This window comes from Streptomyces sp. NPDC048002, from assembly GCF_040653275.1.
Classification (GTDB): domain Bacteria; phylum Actinomycetota; class Actinomycetes; order Streptomycetales; family Streptomycetaceae; genus Streptomyces.
Map to the genome: position 1 here is coordinate 20,819 of NZ_JBEZNL010000041.1, position 23,759 is coordinate 44,577.

12 protein-coding genes are annotated in these 23,759 nt (G+C 70.9%); 8 read left to right on the plus strand and 4 right to left on the minus strand.

Translation table 11 applies throughout. The annotated features are described in order from the left end of the window. From AB0E07_RS33210 to AB0E07_RS33245, 8 genes are all read left to right on the plus strand, one after another. Positions 1 to 6,666 carry a thioester reductase domain-containing protein gene (locus AB0E07_RS33210; protein WP_362260442.1) on the plus strand — a complete coding sequence of 2,222 codons (6,666 nt, stop codon included), beginning with the start codon at positions 1 to 3 and terminating at the stop codon, positions 6,664 to 6,666. 118 nt (positions 6,667 to 6,784) lie between these two features. Further along, positions 6,785 to 8,299 (plus strand): MFS transporter, encoded by a 1,515-nt coding sequence (locus AB0E07_RS33215; protein WP_362260447.1) that lies wholly within the window; start codon positions 6,785 to 6,787, stop codon positions 8,297 to 8,299. Between the two features lie 252 nt (positions 8,300 to 8,551). Beyond that, positions 8,552 to 10,273: a tryptophan 7-halogenase gene (locus tag AB0E07_RS33220; RefSeq protein WP_362260449.1), complete on the plus strand. Its 1,722-nt coding sequence runs from the start codon at positions 8,552 to 8,554 to the stop codon at positions 10,271 to 10,273. Between the two features lie 23 nt (positions 10,274 to 10,296). Continuing rightward, positions 10,297 to 11,958, plus strand: coding sequence for a tryptophan 7-halogenase (locus AB0E07_RS33225; protein ID WP_362260451.1), 1,662 nt, complete (start codon positions 10,297 to 10,299; stop codon positions 11,956 to 11,958). Between the two features lie 249 nt (positions 11,959 to 12,207). Continuing rightward, positions 12,208 to 13,707, plus strand: a complete 1,500-nt coding sequence (locus AB0E07_RS33230; RefSeq protein WP_362260453.1) for an FAD-dependent monooxygenase — start codon at positions 12,208 to 12,210, stop codon at positions 13,705 to 13,707. Between the two features lie 165 nt (positions 13,708 to 13,872). Further along, a complete protein-coding gene (locus tag AB0E07_RS33235) occupies positions 13,873 to 15,609 on the plus strand; it encodes an NAD(P)/FAD-dependent oxidoreductase (protein WP_362260455.1) in 1,737 nt (578 codons plus the stop codon). 56 nt (positions 15,610 to 15,665) lie between these two features. After that, positions 15,666 to 17,345, plus strand: coding sequence for a tryptophan 7-halogenase (locus tag AB0E07_RS33240; protein WP_362260457.1), 1,680 nt, complete (start codon positions 15,666 to 15,668; stop codon positions 17,343 to 17,345). An 85-nt stretch (positions 17,346 to 17,430) separates the two neighbouring features. Beyond that, positions 17,431 to 19,110: a tryptophan 7-halogenase gene (locus AB0E07_RS33245; protein ID WP_362260459.1), complete on the plus strand. Its 1,680-nt coding sequence runs from the start codon at positions 17,431 to 17,433 to the stop codon at positions 19,108 to 19,110. Positions 19,111 to 19,268: 158 nt separating this feature from the next. On the opposite strand, the gene AB0E07_RS33250 is transcribed toward AB0E07_RS33245, so the two are convergent. Genes AB0E07_RS33250 through AB0E07_RS33265 form a run of 4 tightly spaced genes read right to left on the minus strand, consistent with a single transcriptional unit; the run spans position 19,269 to position 23,735 of the window. Then, positions 19,269 to 19,787, minus strand: coding sequence for a flavin reductase family protein (locus AB0E07_RS33250; RefSeq protein WP_362260461.1), 519 nt, complete (start codon positions 19,785 to 19,787; stop codon positions 19,269 to 19,271). Continuing rightward, positions 19,787 to 21,268, minus strand: a complete 1,482-nt coding sequence (locus AB0E07_RS33255; protein WP_362260463.1) for an amino acid adenylation domain-containing protein — start codon at positions 21,266 to 21,268, stop codon at positions 19,787 to 19,789. Before AB0E07_RS33255 ends, AB0E07_RS33250 begins: the two co-directional genes overlap by 1 nt. Beyond that, on the minus strand, positions 21,265 to 22,401 hold the full coding sequence (locus AB0E07_RS33260; RefSeq protein WP_362260465.1) for an acyl-CoA dehydrogenase family protein: 1,137 nt from the start codon (positions 22,399 to 22,401) through the stop codon (positions 21,265 to 21,267). The genes AB0E07_RS33255 and AB0E07_RS33260 overlap by 4 nt, the downstream gene beginning before the upstream one ends. A gap of 20 nt (positions 22,402 to 22,421) precedes the next feature. Next, positions 22,422 to 23,735: a cation:proton antiporter gene (locus AB0E07_RS33265; RefSeq protein WP_362260467.1), complete on the minus strand. Its 1,314-nt coding sequence runs from the start codon at positions 23,733 to 23,735 to the stop codon at positions 22,422 to 22,424. Between the last annotated feature and the right edge of the window lie 24 nt (positions 23,736 to 23,759).

The following is a 23,759-nucleotide window of genomic DNA, read 5'->3' on the forward strand; positions in this document are numbered from 1 at the left end:
ATGACGACCCCGGACTACCGGGCCAAACTCGTCGAAGCCGTCCGCACGATCGAGAGGCTCCAGGGCGAGCTGGCGAAGAACCGCAGCCGCCCGCTGGACGAGCCGATCGCCGTGATCGGACTCGGCTGCCGGCTCCCCGGCGGCGCCGACAGCCCCGACTCGCTGTGGCGGATGCTGGTCGACGGCACCGACACCATCCGCGAGTTCCCGGCCGAACGCGGCGACGCGCAGGCCGTCTTCGACGACGACCCCGACCGGCCCGGCAAGGCGTACGTCACGCAGGGCGGCTTCCTCGACGAGCGCGTGGACCTCTTCGAGCCCGGCGTGTTCGGCATCTCGCCGCGCGAGGCGGTCGGCATGGACCCGCAGCAGCGGATCGTGCTGGAGGTGGCCTGGGAGGCGCTGGAGCGGGCCGGCTACGCGCCGGACCGGCTGACCGGCAGCGCCACCGGCGTCTACTTCGGCGTCTCCACCACCGACTACGCCCGGCTGCGCCAGAGCGAGGGCGACATCCGGGACGTCGACGCCTACCAGCTCGTCGGCGAGCCCAGCTTCGTCGCCGGCCGGATCTCCTACACCCTCGGCCTGATGGGCCCGAGCAAGGTCGTCGACACCACCTGCTCCTCCTCCCTGGTCGCGCTGCACGAGGCCTGCCAGGACCTGCGCACCGGCGAGTGCGACACGGCCCTCGCGGGCGGCGTGAACCTGATGCTCTCGCCGTACGGCTTCGTCATGATGAGCAAGTTCGGCGGGCTCTCCCCGGACGGCCGCTGCAAGACCTTCGACGCGGGCGCCAACGGCTATGTGCGCGGCGAGGGCGCCGGAGTCGTCGTCCTCAAGCGCTACTCCGACGCGCTGCGCGACGGCGACCCGGTGCTGGCGCTGGTGCGCGGCTCGGCCGTCAACCACGACGGGCGCAGCAGCGGTCTGACGGTGCCCAACCCGGCCGCCCAGCAGGGCGTCATCCGGGGTGCGCTGGAGCAGGCCGGCATCGCCCCCGGCGAGGTGGACTACGTCGAGGCGCACGGCACCGGCACCGCCCTCGGCGACCCGATCGAACTCAGGGCGCTCCAGGCGGTGATCGGGCGCAACCGCCCCGCGGACAGCCCGCTGAAGGTCGGCTCGATCAAGACCAACATCGGTCACCTGGAGTCGGCGGCGGGCATCGCCGGTGTGCTCAAGCTGGTCCTCGCCCTCCAGCACGGCCAGCTCCCGCCGCACCTGCACTTCAACGAGCCCAACCCCAACGTCGACTGGGGCAAGCTCAACGTGGAGGTCACCAAGGACGGCGGCGCCTGGGGCGACACCGGTGACCGGCCCCGCATCGGCGGCATCAGCAGCTTCGGCGCGAGCGGCACCAACGCGCACGCCGTGATCAGCGCGGCACCACTGCGCACCGGGCCCGCCGCGTCCGCGGGACCCGAGGTGCTGACCCTGTCGGCGCACTCCGCCGAGGGACTCGCCGCACTGGCCGGACGCTACGCCGACCACCTGCGTGCCCACCCCGCCGAGCCGCTCGCCGACATCAGCTGGACCAGCCAGGTCGGCCGTTCCCGGCAGCGCAACGGGGTCGCCGTCACCGGCTCCACCGCGGGCGAACTCGCCGACGCGCTCGCCGCGTTCGCGCGCGGCGAGCGGGCCTCCGGCGTCGTCACCGCCGAACTCCCCGTCCACAAGCACCGCAAGACGGCCTGGCTGTTCACCGGCCAGGGATCGCAGTACGCCGGAATGGCGAGCGGCCTGGCCGACGAGCCCGCCTTCCGCGGCCCCTTCGACGAGGCGGCGGAACTCTTCGACGTACATCTGGACCGCCCGCTGGCGACCGTGGTGTGGCCGGAGCCCGGCCAGGACTCCCCGGTCGACGACACCCGCTACACCCAGCCCGCGCTGTTCGCCGTCGAGTACGCGCTCGCCCGGATGTGGCAGTCCTGGGGGCTCAGGCCCAGCGGCCTGCTCGGCCACAGCATCGGGGGCATCGTCGCCGCCTGCGTCGCAGGCGTCTTCGATCTGCCGGACGCCGTCCGGCTGGTCGCGGCGCGTGCCGCCCTGATGGCCGAACTGCCCGCAGGCGGCGCGATGGCCGCCCTGGACTGCGACGAGGCCACCGCCCGCGCGGCCATCGCCGGCCACCGCGACACGGTGTCGCTGGCCGGGGTCAACGGCCCCTCCAGCGTGGTGATCTCGGGCGCCGAGGCCGATGTGGAGGCGGTGACCGCCGAACTCCAGCGGCGCGGCACGCGCACCACCCGGCTCACCGTCAGCCACGCCTTCCACTCGCCGCTGCTGGCGCCGATGCTGGCCGCCTTCCGCGAGGTCGCCGAGTCGCTGACCTACCGGACGCCGACCCTGCCGCTGGTCTCCGACCACACCGGCCGCCCCTGGACCGCCGAGGACGGCGGCCCCGAGTACTGGGTGCGGCACGCGGCCGGCACGGTCCGCTTCCACGACGGCCTCACCGCGCTGCACGCGGAAGGGGCCCGCACCTTCCTGGAGATCGGCCCCGCCCCGGTGCTCAGCGGCATCGGGGACCGCACCGGCCTGGACGGCGACTGCCTGTACGTGCCGTCCCTGTACAAGCCGAGGGCCGGCGCACCCGAGGACCGCACCGCCGTCCAGCGGGCGCTGGGATTGCTGCACCTGCGCGGCGAGACCGTGGACTGGACGGCGGTGCACTCGGGTTCGGGCCGCACCCCGACCCGGGTGCCCCTGCCGGTCACCCCCTGGAACGGCGAGCGCTACTGGTACGAGGAGCGCCGCGACGAGGCGGCCCCCCGCGCCTTGGCCGGAACTCCCGTGCCGCAGGCCGGGATCCGGCTGCGCAGCGCCGTGCCGACCTACGAGCTCCAGCTCGACGCACCGGACTGGGACCGCTTCGCGCGCACCGGCGCCGACGGCCTCCGCTTCCTGCCGGTGGGCTCGCTGGGGCGGGCGGCGCGGGCGGCGGCCGCGGACGCGCTCGGCGGGGCGTGGACCTGCGTCGAGACCCTCGACGTGTTCCAGCCGCCGCCGATGGACCGGGCCGGCCGGGTGCTCCAGATCATCGTCAACGGTGACGACGACGGCTGCGCGATCGTCGAACTGCTCAGCCAGACCCCCGCCGAGGCGGCCGCCGGAGGGCCCTGGACGCGGCATGCCCGCGCGGTCCTGCGGCGCCGGGCCAGCGCCCGCTCGCGGCACTCCGGGGCCGGCGCGCCGACGCTCGCCGGACACGAGTACCGCGACGAACTCCACTACGAGACCGCCTCGTTGTCGGACGCCCTGATCGGCGCGGTGGTCTCCGCGCGGCGCGGCGACGAGGGCGTGCTGGTGGCGCTCGGCCTGGACAGCGAGGAGATCGCCGACCACGCCGTGCAGGTCTTCGACGCGGCCGTCGCCGCCGTCTCCTGGGACGCGGGTCTGGGTCAGGCGGGCTTCGCCGGGAGGATCACCGAGGCCACGCTCGACTCGCTGAGCGGCGCCCGCTACGTCCGGGCCATCGCCCAGCCCGGCAGCGAGCCCGGGACGGTCAGCGGCAGTGTCGACCTGTTCGCCGAGGACGGCGCCTACCTGGGCGGCATCCGCGAACTGACCGTGGTCAGCGAGCCGGCCTCCGGCGGGGCCACCGCCCCGGCGCCCTGGCGCCACCCGGAGGAGCTGCTCACCCGGCTCGAATGGCAGGAGACCGAACCGGCCGCCGCGGACCCGGACCTGTCCGGGCAGGGCTGGCTGCTGGTGCCCGACCGCACCGGCACCGCCCGCCGCCTGGCGACGGCGCTGCGGGCCCGGGGCGCGCACTGCAGGATCGAGGAGTCCGGCGCCCCCGACCTGGACGACTGGCTGGACGACCTGCCCGACGGGGTCGCCCCGCACCGGGTGGTGCTGCTCACCGGTCTGGACGCGCCGCGCCCGGACGCCGCCGACGCCGAGTCGCTGACCGCGTTCCGGGACCGCGCGGAACTCGCCGCCGTGGCCCTGGTGCAGGCCATGACGGCCCGCTCGGCGTGCACCGCGACCGGGCTCAGCCTGGTCACCCGGGGTGCCGTGCCCGCCCTGCCGGAGCAGGGCGTCACCTCGCCCTTCGCCGGCACCCTGTGGGGCCTGGGCCGGGTGGTCGCGCTGGAGCACCCCGAGCACTGGGCCGGAGCGGTCGACCTGGACCCGGAGCCGGGGGAGGGCGACGAGGGCGCCGCGCTGGCCGCCGCGCTCGCCGACACCGCCGACGAGGACCAGCAGGCGCTGCGCGGCGCGGGGCGCCGGGTGGCCCGGCTGGTGAAGTTCACGCTGAGCGCCGAGGAACTCCAGCGGCGCCCGAGGATCGACCGGCAGGGCACCTATCTGATCACCGGCGCCTTCGGCGGTATCGGGCAGACCCTGGCCCGCAACCTCGCCGACAGCGGCGCGGGCCGGATCGTCCTGCTCGGCCGGACGCCGCTGCCGCCGCGCAAGGAGTGGAACGACCCGGCGCTGACCGGCTCGGTCCGGGAGCGCGTCGACTTCGTGTCCTCGCTGGAGGAGACCGGCGTGCTCGTCGACGTGGTCGCCGCCGACGTCAACGACATCGAGGACATGCTGCCGGTGATCCAGGGCCTGGCGACCGGCCTGATGCCGCTGCGCGGCGTGGTGCACGCGGCGGGCACCTCCGTCCCGCAGTTCCTGCGGGACATCCCGGTGGCGGACCCGCACGAGTACGACGCGGTGTGGCGGCCCAAGGTGGTCGGCGGCTGGCTGCTGCACCAGCTGACCGAGGGGCTGGAGCTCGACTTCTTCCTGGGCTTCTCCTCGATCGCCGCCACCTGGGGCTCGCAGCACCTGACCAGCTACGCCTCCTCCAACTCGTTCCTGGACGCGCTCGCCGAGTACCGGCGCGCGCAGGGGCTCACCGCGCTCACCGTGAGCTGGGGTCCGTGGGAGCTGGCGTCCAACCTGTTCGGCGCCGACGTCCTGGAGTTCCTGACCTCCACCGGTCTGCGCACGCTCTCCGCGCCGCAGTGTCTGCGGCTGCTGGACGCGCTGCTCGCCGGGGACGCCCCGCAGGCCGTGGTCTGCGCCGCCGACTGGTCCGTGTACAAGCCGGTGATGGAGGCCCGCGCCGACCGCCCGGTGCTGCGTACCGTCGAGATCGACGAGGGCGTCGGCGGCGGCACCTCCACCGCGGTGCTCCAGGCCCTGGAGGGCGCGGACCCGGCGGGCCGGACGGGCGTGCTCACCGGTTACCTCCAGCAGGTGCTCGGTGAGGTGCTCGCGGTGGAGCCCGAGTCGCTGAGGCCCGAGGCGGACGTGATGTCGCACGGCCTGGACTCGCTGATGGTGATGGAGGTCGTCAAGCGCTGCAAGGGCGACCTGGGCATCAGCCTGAAGCCGGGGCAGTTCTTCGAGCGGACCGCGCTGGAGGACTGGGTGCGGCTGCTGGACACCGTGCTCGGCGGTGAGGGCGAGGCCGCGCCGGCGCCGGCCGCCGACTGGACGGAGCCGGAGCTGATCGCCGCCGACGTCGCCCTCGACCCGGCGATCGTCCCGGCCGGACCGGTCGGCACCCGGTACACCGACCCGCGCCACGTGCTGCTCACCGGTGCCACCGGCTTCCTCGGGGCGTACCTCCTCGACGAGCTGCTGGGGACCACCGAGGCCACCGTGCACTGCCTGGTCCGCTGCGACACCCCGGAAGCCGGTCTGGACCGGCTCCGGCGGAACCTGGAGCAGTACCTGCCCTGGCGCGAGGGCGCCGAGGCCCGGATCACGGTGGTCCCCGGTGACCTGGGCAAGCCGCGGCTGGGTCTGTCGGACGCGGACTTCGCCCGGCTCGCGGGCACCCTGGACGCGATCTACCACAACGGCGCCTGGGTCAACTTCTCCTACACCTACGAGCAGTTGCGCCCGGCGAACCTGACGGGCACCGAGGAGATCCTGCGCCTCGCCTGCTCCGGTCCGGCGCAGATCCCGGTCTCGTACGTGTCGACGTACGGCATCTGGGGCATCCCGGCGGACGGCCGGAGCGTGATCGGCGAGCAGGACGACATCCTCGGCGCCGGCAAGCTGGTCACCGGGTACGTCCAGACCAAGTGGGCGGCCGAGCTGCTGGTCCGCCAGGCGCAGGAGCGCGGCATCCCGGTCGATGTGCACCGGCCCGGCCGGGTGCTCGGCGACTCGCGCACCGGAGCCTGTCTGACCACCCACTTCACCACCCGGGTGATCAAGGGCTGTGTGCAGCTGGGAATGGCGCCCGACCTCGATCTGGAGATCGAGATGACCCCGGTCGACTACGTCACCTCGGCCCTGGTGCGGATCTCCCGCCGGGAGCACGCCTGGGGGCTGACGTACCACCTGGTCAACCGGCGCAAGGCGGCCTTCGGGGAGCTGCTGAACGCGATGGAGCGGTACGGGTGGGACTTCCGGACCGTGCAGGTGGACCAGTGGTGGCGGGCGCTCCAGGAGTCCTTCGCCGTCAACGACAACGAGCTGCACCCGGTCATGGGGGTGGTCGAGGAGTTCGTCGTCGGTGGTGAGGAGGCCATCGACTACGACGCCTCGAACACCGTGCAGGGGCTGGCCGGCTCGGGGATCGCTTGTCCTCCGCTCGACGGCTCGCTGCTCTCGCTGTACTTCGAGTGGATGGTCCGAACGGGGTACTTGCCTGCACCGTCGCGCAGGGAGAATAATTCATGGCAGGATGAATCCATCAACGGGTGAATTCATGTCGCGGTGACGCCCCCGCCCCTTGCGGCGGCCGACCCGCACGGCCGAGCCAAGGTCCGCGGCCCCCGTCGAGGGGGCCGTGGAAACACGACGGAGAAAGGCATCTCCCCCCATGACCACATCCGAAGACCGGGTCCCCGGCGGCGGCGCCGCCGGATCAGCCCCGTTAGCGAATCCCAAGCGCTGGACGGCCCTCGTCTTCATCTGCCTGGCGCAGCTCATGGTGGTTCTCGACATCACCATCGTGAACATCGCGCTGCCGGAGATGCAGGCAGACCTGAGCTTCTCCAACGAGAACCGGCAATGGGTCGTCACCTCCTACACCCTGGCCTTCGGCAGCCTCCTGCTGCTCGGCGGCCGGATCGCCGACTACACGGGCCGCAAGCGGGCCTTCCTGATCGCCCTGGCCGGCTTCGCGATCGCCTCCTGCCTGGGCGGCGCGGCCGGGAACATCGAGATGCTGCTCACCGCGCGTGCGCTCCAGGGTGTGTTCGGCGCGCTCCTGGCGCCCACCGCGCTGTCGCTCATCACGGTCAACTTCACCGACCAGCGTGAACGGGCGAAGGCGTTCAGCATCTTCGGCGGCATCGTCGCCAGCGGCGCCGTCATCGGCCTGCTGCTCGGCGGTCTGCTGACGGAGTACCTGGACTGGACCTGGTGCATGTACGTGAACGCCCCGATCGCCGTGATCGCCGCGTTCGGTGTGCTGTACCTCGGCCCGGAGCAGCGTGCCGCGGTGCGGGCCAAGTTCGACATCCCCGGCGTCCTGCTGGTCACCACCGGTCTCGTCGCGATCGTGTACGCGTGCAGCGAGGCCGAGTCCGAGGGCTGGGGCTCCGGTCTGGTGCTGGGGCTCTTCGCCACCGGCGCGGTGCTGCTGGCGGCGTTCGTCGCGGTGGAGGCGCGTTCCACGCATCCGCTGCTGCCGCTGAGCGTCATCAGCGACCGCACCCGGGGCAGCTCCTACCTCGCGGTGGGCGTCGCGATGATCGCCATGCTCGGCGCGCTGTTCTTCCTGACCTTCTACCTCCAGCTCGTCAAGGGCTACTCGCCGGTCGAGACCGGTCTGGCCTTCCTGCCGCTGCCGCTGGGCGTCGGCATGTTCGCCGGCGGTGTCTCCACCAAGCTCATCCCCAAGGTGCCGCCGCGCGCCCTGGTGGTGCCCGGCATGGTCATCGCGACCTGCGCGCTGTTCTGGCTGGCCGCGCTGGACCCGGGCTCCTCCTACTGGACGATGGTCGCGCCCGCCCTGTACGTGCAGGGCGCGGGCATGGGCCTGGTGATCGCGACGGCGATGAACTACGCGACCTACCGGATCGCCGACGAGCACGCGGGCGTGGCCTCCGGCACCGTCAACACCGCGCAGCAGATCGGCGGATCGATCGGTACGGCGCTGCTCAGCACCCTCGCCGCGGACGCGGCGGCGGAGTACCTCAAGGAGCACGCCGCGCAGGGGAAGGACCCGGCCGTCGTCCACCAGGCGATGACCGAGGGCTTCACCACGGCCTTCACCTGGGCCGGTGTGATCATGGCCTGTGGCGCGGTGGCCATCGCGGCGCTGATGAACACGCCCAAGCCGCAGCCCGGTGAGGCGGCGTCGGGCTCCGCGCTGGCCCACATGGGCTGACGTTTCCCGGCAAGGCCCTGGCGGCCGGTCTCCCCCTTCCGGGGAGGCCGGCCGTCGGTGTGTGAAGGCGCTGGTCAGCGGGCCGGTCTCCCCTCGGGGGAGGCCGGCCCGTTTTCTCTGCGTCCAGGCCTGTACATGCCCGTACACGGATTTACGTTCAACCTGACCGGGATCTGAGTGCCCTTTGAGGCACTGCTTCTAGCTTGGCCGGATCAGACGCCCCATCGGCTGAATCCGACCAAGGAGAGCCTTATGCCTTCACCCCAGTACGACGTGGCCATCCTGGGGTCCGGCCTGGCCGGCACCACGCTGGCGGCCTGTCTCGCCCAGGGCGGGGCCAAGGTGCTCGTCGTGGACGCGGGCACCCACCCCCGCTTCGCCATCGGCGAGTCGACCATCCCGTACACCTCGATGATGATGCGGCTGGTCAGCGAGCGGTACAACGTGCCGGAGGTCAAGTGGCTGACCACCTTCGAGGCGGTGCAGTCGAAGATCTCCACCAACAGCGGGGTCAAGCGCAACTTCGGGTTCCTCTACCACCGCGAAGGGGCGCGGCAGAACCCGCTGGAGACGAACATGTTCCCGATCCCGAAGATCACCCACACCGAGAACCACTTCTACCGCCAGGACACCGACGCCTGGATGCTGAACGTCGCCATCAAGTACGGCGCCGAGGTGCGCCAGCAGACGCGGATCGTCGACGTCGACATCGACGACGACGGCGTCACCGTCATCCCCGACCACGGCGACCCGGTGCGGGTGAAGTTCATCGTGGACGCCAGCGGCCACCGCTCGCCGCTGGCCGAGAAGTTCGGCCTGCGCGAGGAGCCCAGCCGGCTCCGCCACCAGTCGCGCTCGCTCTTCACGCACATGATCGGCGTGAAGCGGTACGAGGACACGCTCCCCAAGGGCACGCACAAGAACCCCAGCCCGTGGAGCGAGGGCACCCTGCACCACATGTTCGAGGGCGGCTGGATGTGGGTCATCCCCTTCGACAACCACCCGCTGGCCACCAGCCAGCTGTGCAGCGTCGGCCTCAACCTCGACCCGCGGATCCACCCGACCCCGGACTGCACCCCGGAGGAGGAGTTCCGCCGCTTCATCGCCAAGTACCCGGACATCGCCCCGCAGTTCGAGGGCGCGGTCGCCACCCGCGACTGGGTGCGCACCGGGCGGCTCCAGTACTCCTCCAAGCAGACGGTCGGCTACCGCTGGTGCCTGACCTCGCACGCGGCCGGCTTCGTCGACGCCCTCTTCTCCCGCGGGCTCTCCAACACCATGGAGATCATCCACGCGCTGGGCTGGCGGCTGCTGGACGCCATCAAGGAGGACGACTTCGCCGTCGAGCGGTTCGAGTACGTCCAGGAGCTGGAACAGGGCCTGCTCGACTTCAACGACGACCTGGTCGCCAACGCGTACACCTCGTTCGGCAACTGGTTCCTGTGGAACGCCTGGTTCAGGGTGTGGTCGCTCGGTCAGATCCTCGCCACGTTCGAGATCAACCGCGCCTACGCCACCTACCTGGACGACCGGGACCCGGCCGGACTCGCCCGGCTGGAGCGCCAGGCCCCCGACGGCGCCATCCCCGACTACGCGCCGGTCCGCCGGCTGCTGAAGAACGTCAGCACCCTCGTGCAGGAGGTCCAGAAGGGCTCCCTCGACCCCAGGGACGCCTCGGAGGAGATCCTGGCGCAACTGCGCGCGGCGGACTTCGTACCGCCCGCCTTCGGTCTCGCCGACCCCGACAACCACTGGACGGACGCCTCGACGCTCAAGGTCCTCCAGACGCTGCGGTGGGCGAAGACGGGCGCGCCGGACGAGATCGGGGACCTGGTCCACGACGGGCTCACGCTGTTCCTGCGCAAGCGGTTCGACAAGGAGGAGTTCAAGGTCACCGAGGAGCTGAAGCACATCGCCGCGTACTGGCCCGTCGTCGGACAGGTCATCAAGCGGCGTTCCGCCAGTGCGAGCTGAGGATCACCCAACGGAGGAGTGAGATGAAGCAGCAGTCCGGCACCACCTACGACGTGGTCGTCTTAGGGACGGGCTTAGCCGGTTCCGTCCTCGGCGCCATCCTGGCCAAGGCCGGAAACAAGGTTCTGCTCCTGGACGCAGGGTCGCACCCGCGGTTCGCCATCGGCGAGTCCACCGTGGGCTACACCCTCGTCCATCTCAGGATGCTGGCGCACCGCTACGGTGTGCCGGAGATCGGGCATCTCGGCAGCCTTGAGGAGTGCAACGAGTACATCAGTACCTCGTCCGGGCTGAAGCGGCACTTCGGCTTCATGATCCACCGCGACGGCCAGGAGCCCGACCCGCGGGAGATCAACCAGTTCCGGCTGCCCAAGGTCCTCCACCTGGCCAGCCACTACTTCCGCCAGGACATCGACCAGTACCTCTTCCACGTGGCGCTCAAGTACGGCTGCGCCGCGCAGCAGAACTACCGCGTGGAGAAGGTCGACTTCGACGACGAGGGCGTCACCGTCATCGGCGTGGACGGCACCACGCACCGGGCCCGCTTCGTCGTCGACGGCAGCGGGTTCCGCTCCCCGCTCGCGGACCAGCTGGGCCTGCGCGACGAGCCGACCAAGCTCAAGCACCACGCCCGCTCGATCTTCACCCACATGATCAACGTGGACCGGGTCGACGACCACGTCCGTATGGGCCCCGACGACGTCCCCCCGCGGCCCTGGCACGAGGGCACGATGCACCACATGTTCGAGCGCGGCTGGTTCTGGATCATCCCGTTCGACAACCACCCCAAGAGCACCAACGCCCTGTGCAGCGTGGGCCTCCAGCTCGACCCCCGGCGCTACCCCCAGCCCTCCGACGTGACACCCGAGGAGGAGTTCTGGCACCACGTCGACCGGTTCCCGCTGGTGAAGCGGCAGCTGGCCGGGGCGCGCGCCGTCCGCCCCTGGGTGGGCACCGGGCGGCTCCAGTACTCCTCCCGGCAGGTCGTCGGTGAGCGCTGGGTGCTGCTGCCGCACGCGGCCGGCTTCGTGGACCCGCTGTTCTCGCGCGGACTGTCCAACACCGCCGAGATCCTCAACGTGCTCGCCTGGCGCCTGATCCGGGCGCTGAAGCGGGACGACTTCGACCCGGCCCAGTTCGAGTACGTCGAGCAGCTCGAACAGAACCTCCTGTACTTCAACGACCGCCTGGTCAACTCCGCGTTCATCAGCTTCTCCGACTACGACCTCTGGAACGCCGTGTTCCGGATCTGGAGCTACGGCTCGCTGCCCGGGGCCTTCCGCGTCATCCACGAGGACCTCAAGGCACGCCGGAACCACGACGACCACGAGATCTGGCGGGGCATGGAGGACGTACCGAACCCCGGACTGTGGTGGCCGGACAAGCGGGAGTACCGGGAGATCTTCGACGAGGCCGCCGACTACTGCGAGGCGGTCGAGGCCGGCGAGATGAGCTCCCAGGACGCCGCCGACCGGCTGTTCGCCACGATGCGCAAGGCCGACTGGATCCCTCCGTCCCTGCAGATCGCGCAGCGCGACGTGAGGTTCATCGACCCCAGCCCGTCGAGGCTGCGCAACATGCTGCTCTGGTCCCGTACCAAGGCGCCCGCCGACATGCGGCCCTACATGGTCGGCACGGCGGTCGAGGCGATCAAGCACTTCGTGCGAGGAAAACGGATCTTCTGAGGTCCGCGGGAGGCCGCCCGCGGTCGGCGGGATGCCCAGTCCCGCCGGCCGCAACTCCGGGTCGGCCGACCCGGGCCATCCACATGGCGGAACGGATCATGCGAGGTGGCGCTCGCGCCGCGGTCGCGCCCAGGTCGAAGGACGGGCGCGTTCCGCGGGGGAGTCGCCGCCTCGCGCCCACCCGGCCGTCGGCACCGACGCCGTCGCGTCGGCCGTCCCTCCCGGCAACCGGATTGAGAGGTCATTGTTTTGGACGAGAAGACCCCCGCTTTCGACGTCATAGTCGCCGGCGCCGGCCCCACGGGGCTGATGCTGGCGGGCGAACTCGCCATGGCAGGTGTGCGCTGCCGCGTCGTCGAACGCCGTCAGGACCGCACCAGGGAGTCCCGGGCCCTCGGGCTGCACGGAAGGACCATGGAGGTCCTCAACATGCGCGGGATGGCCGAGGAGGTGCTGGCCCGCGCCAACCCCATCCCGCAGGTACGGGTGTCGCTCGGCTCCTCCCTCTTCGACATGGGCGAACTCGCCACCGACTACGGACAACTGACCATCATTCCGCAGGGAGAGACCGAGGAGATCCTGGAGAAGCGCGCCACCGAACTCGGGGTCGTCGTGGACCGCGGGGTCAGCGTCACCGACTGCCGGCAGTCCGGCCGGTCGGTGACGGTGACCCTGGAACAGGACGGCCGGACCTGGGAGGAGAGCGCCTCCTACCTGGTCGGCTGCGACGGCTCGCGCAGCCGGGTGCGGGAGGCGATGGGCGCCGAGTTCACCGGCGCCACCTACCCGTACACGATCATCGTGGCCGATGTGAAGCTGGGCGTTCCGCTCGACGACCAGCTGCTGATCCGCGTCGGCCGCGCCGGGCTGGTCGTGGCGACCGACTTCGGCAACGGCTGGTACCGCATGGGCGTGATCGACCGGGACAAGCCCTGGTCGGACGATCCCGTCACGCTCGCCGAGGTCGACCAGACCCTGGCCAAGCTGTTCGGCCGGAACATGCGGCCGAGCGAACCGCTGTGGACCTCCCGCTTCCACATCCAGGAGCGGCAGGCGTCGTTCTACCGCAAGGGGCGCATGATCATCGCCGGCGACGCCGCGCACGTGCACTCCCCGCTCGGCGGGCAGGGCCTCAACCTCGGCATCCAGGACGCCATGAACCTCGGCTGGAAGCTGGCCGCCGTGGTCAACGGCCGGGCCGCCGACGACCTGCTCGACACCTTCGCGCTGGAACGGCGCCGGGTCTCCCAGGGCGTCATCAAGGTGACGGACATCGCCACCCGCATGATGACCTCCGACCGGCTGCCCGCGCGGATCGCCCGCAAGACCGTGATGTCCGTGGCCAGCCGGGTACCGGTGACCCACCGGCTCGCGGTCGGGCACCTGTCGGGCATCGCCACCTCCTACCCGACGATGGCCGCGGCCGTCGGGGCCCCGCCGCTCGTGGGCACCCGGGTCCCCGATCTCACGATCGCCGGGTCAGGCCGCCCCCGGAAGCTGCACCAGGAGATGCGCAAGGGCGGCTTCGTGCTCCTCGACCGCACCGACGGCGCCCCGCTGCTGCCGTCGGAGTCCGGGACGGACGGCGGCCTGCTGAGGATCGGCGGGCGGATCGTGGCCGAATCCGGACCCTGGCGCAAGCCCGAGGTGGTGCTGATCCGCCCCGACGGCTACTGCGCCTGGGCGGGCTCGCGCGAGCACGCCAGGGCCCAGCTGTCCCACACCTATCTCCGCTGGATCCAGGGCTGATCCGGCATCCCGCACGGACCGTGCCGCCGCCCCACGACGGCGGCGGCACACCGTGGACACGGTCGTGCCCGGTGGGCGGCCGCCCTGAGCGGTGGCTGAGTGGGGCTTGAGTCGGTGGCTCTAACTTGCCCGCAACGGATGCCCGGATCGACCAAGGAGAGGCTCATGCCGACTCGCTCGAAGCACCCTACGTCGCCGCAGTACGACGTGGCCATCCTGGGGTCGGGTCTGGCGGGGACCACGCTGGCCGCCTGCCTTGCCCGCAACGGCGCGAAGGTGCTCGTCCTCGACGCGGGCAACCACCCCCGTTTCGCCATCGGCGAGTCCACCATCCCGTACACCTCGATGCTGATGCGGCTGGTCAGCGAGCGGTACGACGTTCCCGAGATCAAGTGGCTGACCACGTTCGAGTCCGTGCAGTCGAAGATCTCCACCAACTGCGGGGTCAAGCGGAACTTCGGGTTCCTCTACCACCGCGAGGGCGCCCGTCAGAACCCGCTCGAAACGAACATGTTCCCGATCCCGAAGATCACCCACACCGAGAACCACTTCTTCCGCCAGGACGTCGACGCCTGGATGCTGGCCGTGGCCATCAAGTACGGGGCCGACGTCCGCCAGCAGACGAAGATCGTCGACGCGGAGTTCGACGACGACGGCGTCACCGTCATACCGACCCACGGCGACCCGGTGCGGGTGAAGTTCGTGGTGGACGCGAGCGGCCACCGCTCCCCGCTGGCCGAGAAGTTCGGCCTGCGCGAGGAGCCCAGCCGGCTCCGCCACCAGTCGCGCTCGCTGTTCACCCACATGATCAATGTGAAGCCCTACGAGGACACCGTCCCCAAGGGCAGCCACAAGAACCCCAGCCCGTGGAGCGAGGGCACCCTGCACCACATGTTCGAGGGCGGCTGGATGTGGGTCATCCCCTTCGACAACCACCCGCGCGCCACCAACCCGCTGTGCAGCGTCGGCCTCAACCTCGACCCGCGCATCCACCCCGTGCCGGACTGCTCCCCCGAGGAGGAGTTCCGCCGCTTCATCGCCAAGTACCCCGACATCGCCCCGCAGTTCGAGGACTCCATCACGGTCCGCGACTGGGTCCGCACCGACCGGCTCCAGTACTCCTCCAAGCAGACGGTCGGCTACCGCTGGTGCCTGACCTCGCACGCGGCCGGCTTCGTCGACGCCCTCTTCTCCCGCGGGCTCTCCAACACCATGGAGATCATCCACGCCCTGACCTGGCGCCTGCTGGACGCCATCAAGGACGACGACTTCGCCGTCGAGCGGTTCGAGTACGTCCAGGAACTGGAGCAGGGCCTGCTCGACTTCAACGACGACCTGGTCGCCAACGCCTACACCGGCACCAAGAGCTGGTTCCTCTGGAACGCCTACTACCGCTCCTGGGTGCTCAGCCAGGCGCTCGCCACCTTCGAGATCAACCGGGCCTACGCCAAGTACCTGGAGAAGCACGACCCGAAGGTCCTGGACCGGCTGGAGCGCCAGGCGCCCAACGGGGCCATCCCCGACTACGCGCCCGCCCGTGAGCTGCTCAAGGGGATGAGCGAGGCGATCCAGGACGTCCAGAACAACCGCCGCGACCACCGGGAGGCCTCCGAGCACATCATGGGGCTGCTCGGCAAGGCCGACTTCATCCCGCCGGTGTTCGGCCTGGACGACCCCGACGTCCACTGGACCGAGGTGAACCCGATCAAGCTGGCGAAGACGCTGCGCTGGTCGCGGACCAGGGCGCCCAAGGAGATCGGCGACCTGACCTGGGAAGGGCTCACGCTCTTCATGAAGAAGCGCTTCGACCGCAGCGAGTTCCAACTCGCCGAGGAACTCAAGCACATGGCCGCGGGCTGGCCGGTGATCGGACGGGCCTTCCGGGTGCCCGAGCCCGAGTGACCGCACCCGAACCGGACCGAAGAAGACCAGCAGCCCGACAAGCCAGAGGAGTTCCCGTGTCCGAAAGCCCCGCCCTGGTCACCGGCCCGCCGCCGGTGTACGACGTGGCGATCCTGGGATCCGGCATCGCCGGCTCCATGCTCGCCGCGGTCCTGGCCCGCAACGGCGTGAAGGTCCTGCTCCTGGACGCCTCCGCGCACCCGCGCTTCGCCATCGGCGAGTCCACGATTCCCTACACCCTGGTCTGCCTGCGGACGATCGCCGAGCGCTACGACGTGCCGGAGATCAAGACGCTCGCCACCTTCACCAACAGCACCAAGGTGCTCGGCCCCAAGTTCGGTGTGAAGAAGCACTTCAGCTTCCTGCTGCACCACGAGGGCGAGGACCAGGACGCCAAGGAGGTCAACCAGTTCGGGACCCCGGGCCTGCTGCACGAGGCGAGCCACCTGTACCGCCAGGACACCGACTCGTACATGTTCCACGTGGCCCTGAAGTACGGCGCGCACTCCCGGCAGAACTTCCGGGTCGCGGACGTCGACTTCGACGACAGCGGGGTCACCCTGAGCACCGCCGAGGGCGAGCAGTACCGGGCCCGCTACGTCGTGGACGCCAGTGGCTACCGCTCGCCGCTCGCGGACAAGTTCAACCTCCGCGAAGACCCCTGCCGCTTCCTGCACCACTCCCGGTCCATGTGGAACCACATGACCAACGTCCGGCCCACCGACGAGCTGTTCACCCACCGCCCGCCGGAGGACACCCCGCCCTCGCCCTGGTACCAGGGCACCGTGCACCACATGTTCGAGCGCGGCTGGTTCTGGGTCATCGGCTTCGACAACCACGAGTGGTCCCGCAACCCGCTGTGCAGCGTCGGCCTCACCCTCGACCCGCGCAAGTACCCCAAGTCCGCGGACATGACGCCGGAGGAGGAGTTCTACTCCTACGCGGCCCGCTTCCCGGACATCGCCCGCCAGTACGAGGGCGCCCGCGCGGTCCGCAACTGGACCTCCACCGACCGCCTCCAGTACTCCTCCCGGCAGTGCGCCGGAGACCGCTGGTTCCTGCTCTCGCACGCGGCCGGGTTCATCGACCCGCTGTACTCCCGCGGCCTGTCCAACACCGCCGAGGCCATCAACAGCCTCACCTGGCGGCTGCTGGAGGCCGTCAAGGACGACAACTTCTCCCGCGAGCGCTTCGACTACGTCGACAGGATGCAGCAGGGCCTGTTCGACTACAACGACTCGCTGGTCAACGCCTCCTTCATCTCCTGGAACGACTACGACCTGTGGACGGCCGTCTACCGGATGTGGGCCTGGGGCGCCAACGCCGGCACCTACCGGCTCTCCGAGGGCCTGTTCAGGTACTTCAAGGACGGCAACGAGCAGCACTTCAAGGACCTGGAGAAGGCCCCGCACCTCGGCCTCTACTGGCCCGACCACGACGGCTTCAAGGAGCTGTACGACCTCATGATCGGCCAGGTCCTCGACTACGAGGCCGGCACGAGGACCGCGCGCGAGGCGGCCGACACGATCTACGAGCAGCTGGAGACCGTGAACTTCGTGCCGAAGAACTTCGGGTTCGCCGAGCGCGACCTGCGCTTCATGATCCCGGGCCCCAAGACCCTGCTGAAGACCGCCCGCTGGCTGGCCACCGAGGCCGACCCGGTCGTCAAGCGGATGATGCAGGGCAACGGACGTGAGGCCGTCAAGGCGAAGCTGAGGGGCAAGCGCATCTTCTGACCACGCGCCCCGGCGCCGGTCCCCGCGGGGCCGGCGCCCCCGCGCGTTTCAGGGAGTGAACCGTGAACCGAGGGGAGTTGAACCCATGAAGATCAACCGAACCGCCCCTGCCGGCGACCGCGCGGCTCCTCCCGCGGATCCCCGGGAGAGGTACGACGTCGCCGTCCTCGGCGGAACCATGGCCGGCGGCCTGCTCGCCGCCGTCCTGGCCCGGCAGGGCGTACGGGTGCTCGTGGTACCCGGCGCCGACGACCGCAGCGAACCGTCCGGCGAGACCACCGTGCCGTACACGGCCGAGGTCTTCCTGCTGCTGGCCAAACGCTTCGACATCCCGGAGATCGCCGCCTTCGGCCTGTTCCCGGACCTCCCGGCGGACGTCCGGCGGGACAGCGGCGTCAAGAAGAGCCTCGGCTTCCTCCACCACCGGCCCGGACGGCCGCAGAACCCCGAGGAGAGCGTCCAGTTCAACGTGCCCGGCGAGCACGCCGAGTGGCATCTGGAGCGGCGCACCGTCGACGCGTACACCCGGCGCATCGCGCACCGCTACGGCGCCGCCGTGCTCTCCCACGGGGTGCACGCCACCGACGCCTGGACCGAGGAGGACGGGGCGCGCGTCGAGACCACCGACGGGCACGTCTGGAAGGCCCGCTACCTGGTCGACGTCAGCGGCCCCGGCTCCTTCCTGGTGGCGCGCAACGGCGGCGACGACCCCGAGCCGCGGCTCGGCCTGCGCTCCCGGGTCATCGCCACCCACATGACCGGCGTGAAGCCCTTCGAGGAGGTGCGGCCCACCGCGGACTACCCGCGCGCCACCGCCTGGTCCGAGGGCACCGTCCACCACCTCTTCGACGGCGGCTGGATCCAGCTCGTCCGCTTCGACAACCACGCCGGGGGCTCCAACCCCGCCACCGGAGTCACCCTCAGCCTCGACCCGGACCGCTGGGACCACCTCCCGGACGACCCGGAGAAATCGTTCCGCGCGGTCGTCGAGCAGTTCCCCGACCTGGAGCAGCAGTTCGCCTCGGCGACGGCCGTCCGGCCCTGGGTCAACGAGCCGCTGTGGCAGCGCACCGCCTCCCGCACGTACGGGGACCGCTGGTTCGCGCTGGAACGCACCGCGGCCCGCAACGACCTGTTCCTCTCCCGTGACGTCACGATGGCCACCGAGGTCGTGCACGCGCTGGCCGGCGTCCTCGTCACCGCGGTGCGCCGCGACGACTTCGCGACGGCGCCGTTCGCCCGGGTGGCCGCCTTCCAGGACGACCTGAACGCCTTCAACGACCGCTGGCTGCGCTGCGCGCGCGTCGCGGCCGGGGAGTTCGAGCTCTGGAACGCCTTCTCCCGGGTCTGGCTGCTCTGGCAGATCCTCGCCGACCTCTCGCTGAAGCGGGCCCGGCTGGACTGCGAGTCCTCCGCCGGGCGGGACTGGACGCCGGTGGAGCGCTTCGAACTGGGCGGCATCTGGTTCGACGTCCCCGAGGGACTGCGGGGCGTCATCGACCGCTCGCTGCGCACCATCGAGCGGGTCGGCGCGGGCGAGCTGTCCGCGGTGCCGGCGGCCGACGGCATCTTCGCCGAGCTGCGCCGCGAGAAGTTCATCCCGCCGCTGTACGCGTTCGGCGACCCGGCGGCGAAGGTCTACCACTTCACGCTCCCCAAGCGCCTGAAGATGCTCTGGTGGGTCAAGACCTCGGCGCCCGCCGACTTCCGCCGCCTGCTCACCCGCGACAACGTCACGTCGGTCACCTCGGCGTCATCGCGCTGACCGGCTCCGGCACCACCCGGTACGCCGCCTCCCCACAAGGGGGGCGGCGTACCGGTGTGTACGGGGCCCTGTCACGGCAGGCGCGGGGGAGGAGGAACGCCCGCGGCCCGCCACCGGGATCGGTGACGGGCCGGGAGGGGTGCCGGGAGGGCGGGGTGTCAGGAACCGTTGGGCAGGAGACGGGCGTAGGAGCCGCGCCAGTAGGTGAGCGGGAAGCGGTCCTCCGCCGTGCCGCCGCCGACCACCCGCCCGATCAGCAGGGTGTGGTCGCCGGCCTCCACCGCGTCGTGCAGCTCGCACTCCGCGTGGCCGACGGTGACGGCCAGCAGGGGCGTGCCCGTCGCCGGGCCCGGCGTCCAGCGGACCCGCTCGAACTTGTCGGTCGCGCCCGAGGCGAACAGCTGCGAGGCCATCTGGCCCTGCGAGCCCAGGATGTTGACCGAGAACTGGGCCCGGTCCAGCACCGCGCGGAGCGTCCCGCTGCGGTTGCTGACGCTCGCCAGCAGCAGCGGCGGGTCCACGGAGACACTGCACACCGCGGAGCAGGTCAGACCGCGGGGCTCGTCCTCCTTGTCCAGCGTGGTCACGATGGAGACCCCGCTGGCCAGCGAACCCATGACGGTACGGAACAGCTGGATGTCGACGGACGAGGCCATCGTGGGCATGGCGGTCTGCATCACAGCTCACCCGCCTCGACGGCCGTGACGAGCGCGGCCCGGTGCAGCTTGCCGTTGGGTGTCCGGGGAAGATCCTCGGCGATGTGCAAACGGTCGATGTTCATATAGGTGGGCAACCTTTCCGCACAACGGCGTTTGATGGCGAGCAGGGACGGCCGCTGACCCGGCGAGGGGACGACGACCGCGTGCAGTTGGGACGTGAGGCCGGTGCCGATGACCAGCACCGTGACCTCGGCGACGGATTCGAGCGTGCCGATGGCCGCCTCGATCTCGCCCAGCTCGATCCGGTTCCCGCGGACCTTCACCATGTGGTCGCGGCGACCGACGTACTCCAGGTTTCCGTCCGCGTCCAGGCGGGCGATGTCGCCGGTGCGGTACGGGCCCTCGTGGGGGCCGCGCCCCCAGTAGCCCAGCATCACCGTCGGGCCGGTGACCACGACCTCGCCCTCACCGCCCTCCGGTCCGTCGAGGGTGACGGTGTCCCCGGAGCAGGCCGTGCCGATCGGCAGCGGGGTCTCCCGCTCCAGGTCGGCCTCGGTGACCTCGTAGGAGGTGCAGACGTTGGTCTCGGTCGGGCCGTACCAGTTCAGCAGCCGCACACCGGGCCAGCTCTTGCGCAGCTCCTGGACGTGGTGGATGGCGAAGGGCTCGCCGGCGAAGAGACAGACCCGCAGCGACGGCGGCGGGGGACCCTCCAGCAGCCCGCCCTCCCGCATCATCAGGCTGATCGCCGACGGCACCGAGTACCAGACCGTGATCAGCCGCTGGCGCATGAACTCGGCCAGCTGGAGCGGGGCGTAGGCCAGTTCCTCGGGCACCAGGTGCACCGAGGCGCCCGAGGCGAAGGCCGCGTACAGGTCGAAGACGGACAGGTCGAAGTTGAACGGCGCGTGGTTCGACAGCCGGTCGGAGACCTTCAGCTCCAGCTCCGCGACCGCCCAGTCCACGAAGGCCAGCGCGTTGCGGTGGCTGATCATCACGCCCTTGGGCTCACCCGTGGACCCCGAGGTGTAGAGGATGTACGCCGGGTCGTCGGGCTCGTTGCGGTACAGCGTCGGACGGGCACCGTCCTCGGCCCGCTCGAACAGCTCCTCGAAACCGGCCAGCGGCGCCGCGTCGAACTCCACCGCCCGGGCCCGCTCCACCCCGCCCGCGTCGGCCACGACCAGCTTCGGTTCGCAGCCGGCCGCGATCCGGGCCACCCGGGCCGGCGGGTTGGAGCCGGTCACCGGCACGTACAGGGCGCCGATGCGCAGCGCCGCCTGCATCACGGCGATGGCGTCGACGCTCTTGTGACTCCAGACGACGACCCGGTCGCCGACCCCGACCCCGCTCTCCAGCAGGGCCGCGGCGTACCGGTTCGCGCGCCGGTCCAGCGTGCGGTAGTCGACGGGGCCGTCCGCGCCGTGCACGGCCACCGCGTACGGACTGATCCGCGCGGAGTCGTACAGCAGACGGTGCAGGCTGACGTTGCTGCTCATAGTCCCAGCTCCCTGGAGATGATGTCGCGCTGGATGTCCGATGTGCCGGAGAAGATGACGGAGGGGACCGCGTCCCGCAGGGCGGCCTCGATGCCCTCGGCGCGCTGGTAGCCGCGGCCGCCGAAGAGCCGGACGGTGTCCAGCGCGGTGGCCAGCACGCCCTCGGAGACGGCGAGCTTCGACAGGGCGATCCACAGCGTGGCCGGGCCGCCCCGGTCCATCTCCCAGGCGGCGCGGTACAGCAGCAGCCGGGCGCTCTCGGTGCGCAGCTTCATGTCCGCGATCCGGTGCGACACCGCCTGGAAGCGGGAGATCCGCTGCCCCGACTGCCTGCGGGTGCGGGCGTGTTCGACGGCCCGGTCCAGCAGGTGGTCGGCGAGCCCGAGGAACCCGGCGAACAGGCAGCACCGCTCCCAGCCCATCGAGTGCTGGAAGATGAAACCGCCCTGCCCCTCGGCGCCGAGGACCTGGTCGTCCGGCACGAAGCAGTTCTCGAACGTCAGCCGCCCGGCCGGGACATGGGCCATGCCCATCTTCTCGAAGGGCTCACCGATCGTCAGACCGGGCGCGCCCCGCTCGACCACGAACCCGGTGACGCCCAGATAGCCCGCCTTGGGGTCGGTGGTCGCGTACGTCGTGAACACGTCCGAGGCCGGCCCGTTGGTGACGAAGCTCTTCTCGCCGTTGAGGATCCAGCCGCCGTCGGTGCGCTCGGCGACCGTGGCCAGACGGGACACGTCGGAGCCGGCCTCGTCCTCCGTCATCGCGTTGCCCGCGATCAGCTCACCGGAGCACATCCCGGGCAGCACCCGGGACTTCAGCGTCTCGCTGCCGAAGTCGACGATCGGCATGGCACAGGCGAACAGGTGCGCGGAGGCGCCGAAGACCAGTCCGGTGCGGTCGCAGCCGCGGCCGAGGGCCTCCACCTGAAGGGCGGTGTCGACGGCGCCGAGCCCGCCGCCGCCGTAGTCGAGCGGCACGGACAGGCCCAGCAGGCCGAGCTTCCCGAGCTGCTTGAAGTCGCTCCGGTCGTAGTACCCGGCCGTGCCGTCCCCCGCGGGGAACGCCTCACGCACGGCGGCCAGCGTGCGGTCGTACGCCTGACGCTGTTCCTCGGTCCAGGCGAAGTCCATGGTGGGTTCCTGTCCTTCCGTCACTTTGGGGACGACGACGTGGTGATACGGACCACGGGCCGGGACTTCAGAAGTTCCTCGCGGGCGCGCTCGTTCTGCTTGGCCAGCAGCATCGACAGCAGCGGCGCCGCCATCGCCGTCGTGACCAGCGCCATGATCACCATCGCGCTGAACAACTCCACCGTCAGCAGGCCCAGTTGGAGGCCGACGTTGAGGATCACCAGCTCGGTCAGACCGCGGGTGTTCATCAACAGCCCGAGCGTGGTGGCGTCACGCCAGTTCATCCCGGTCAGCTTCGCCGGGATCGCCACCCCGCCGAGCTTGCCGAGGCAGGCCACCGCGATCACCGCCACCATCGCCAGCAGACCCTGCCCGGTGATCGTGGTGAGGTCGACCGACAGGCCGGTCACGACGAAGAACAGCGGCAGCAGCAGCTTGCTGGTCTTCTCCATCGGCCCGAAGGCCGACTGCATCAGCCGGCGGTCGCGCGGCATCACCAGGCCGAAGAAGAACGCGCCGAAGATGGCGTGGATGCCGATCTCGGAGGTCAGCCAGGCCGAACCGAAGGCCCCGCACGCGGCGAGCACCATCACGTACTGGAGCGCCGAGTCGGCCATCCTGCCGGTGAGCCTGCGCAGCAGGGGCCTGACGATCCACAGCATCCCCGCGACGTACACCAGCGACCACAGCAGCATCGTCACGAAGGCGCCCGTGCCGGTGGCCGTCACCAGCGCCACGACCAGGGCGAGCATGCACCAGGCCAGGACGTCGTCGGCCGCGGCGAGCGCCAGCGACAGCGCCCCCGCCCGGCTGAACTGAAGCCCCTGGTCGGCGACGATCCGGGCCAGCACCGGGAAGGCGGTGATCGACATGGCCACCCCGAGATACAGGGTGAACTCGAACATCCCCACCGACTGGCCGTTCACCGTGCCGTAGGTGCCGTACAGCAGCGCGGCCAGTCCCATGCCCAGGGCCAGCGGGCAGGCGATCGAACTCAGCCAGATGATGCCGGTCGACCTGCGGCGCCCGCTGAAGCTGGTCGCGTCGAACTCCCAGCCGATGACGAACATGAACAGGATCAGACCGATCTGGGCCGCCGTCCCCAGATGGGCCCGCGCCTCGGCCGGGAAGAACTTCTCCGGCAGGTCACCCGGCAGCAGACCGAGCAGACTCGGGCCGAGGCAGATGCCCGCGGCGATCTCACCCACCACGGCCGGCTGATGGATCCGGCGCGCGGCCGCGGCGAACGCGACGCCCACCAGGAGGGTCAGGGCCACGCCGCCGATCACTGTGGTGGTCAACCACTCGGAGTCGGCGGCAGCGAGTGTGCTCACTGGTTCTCCTTACGCAAGGGCAGA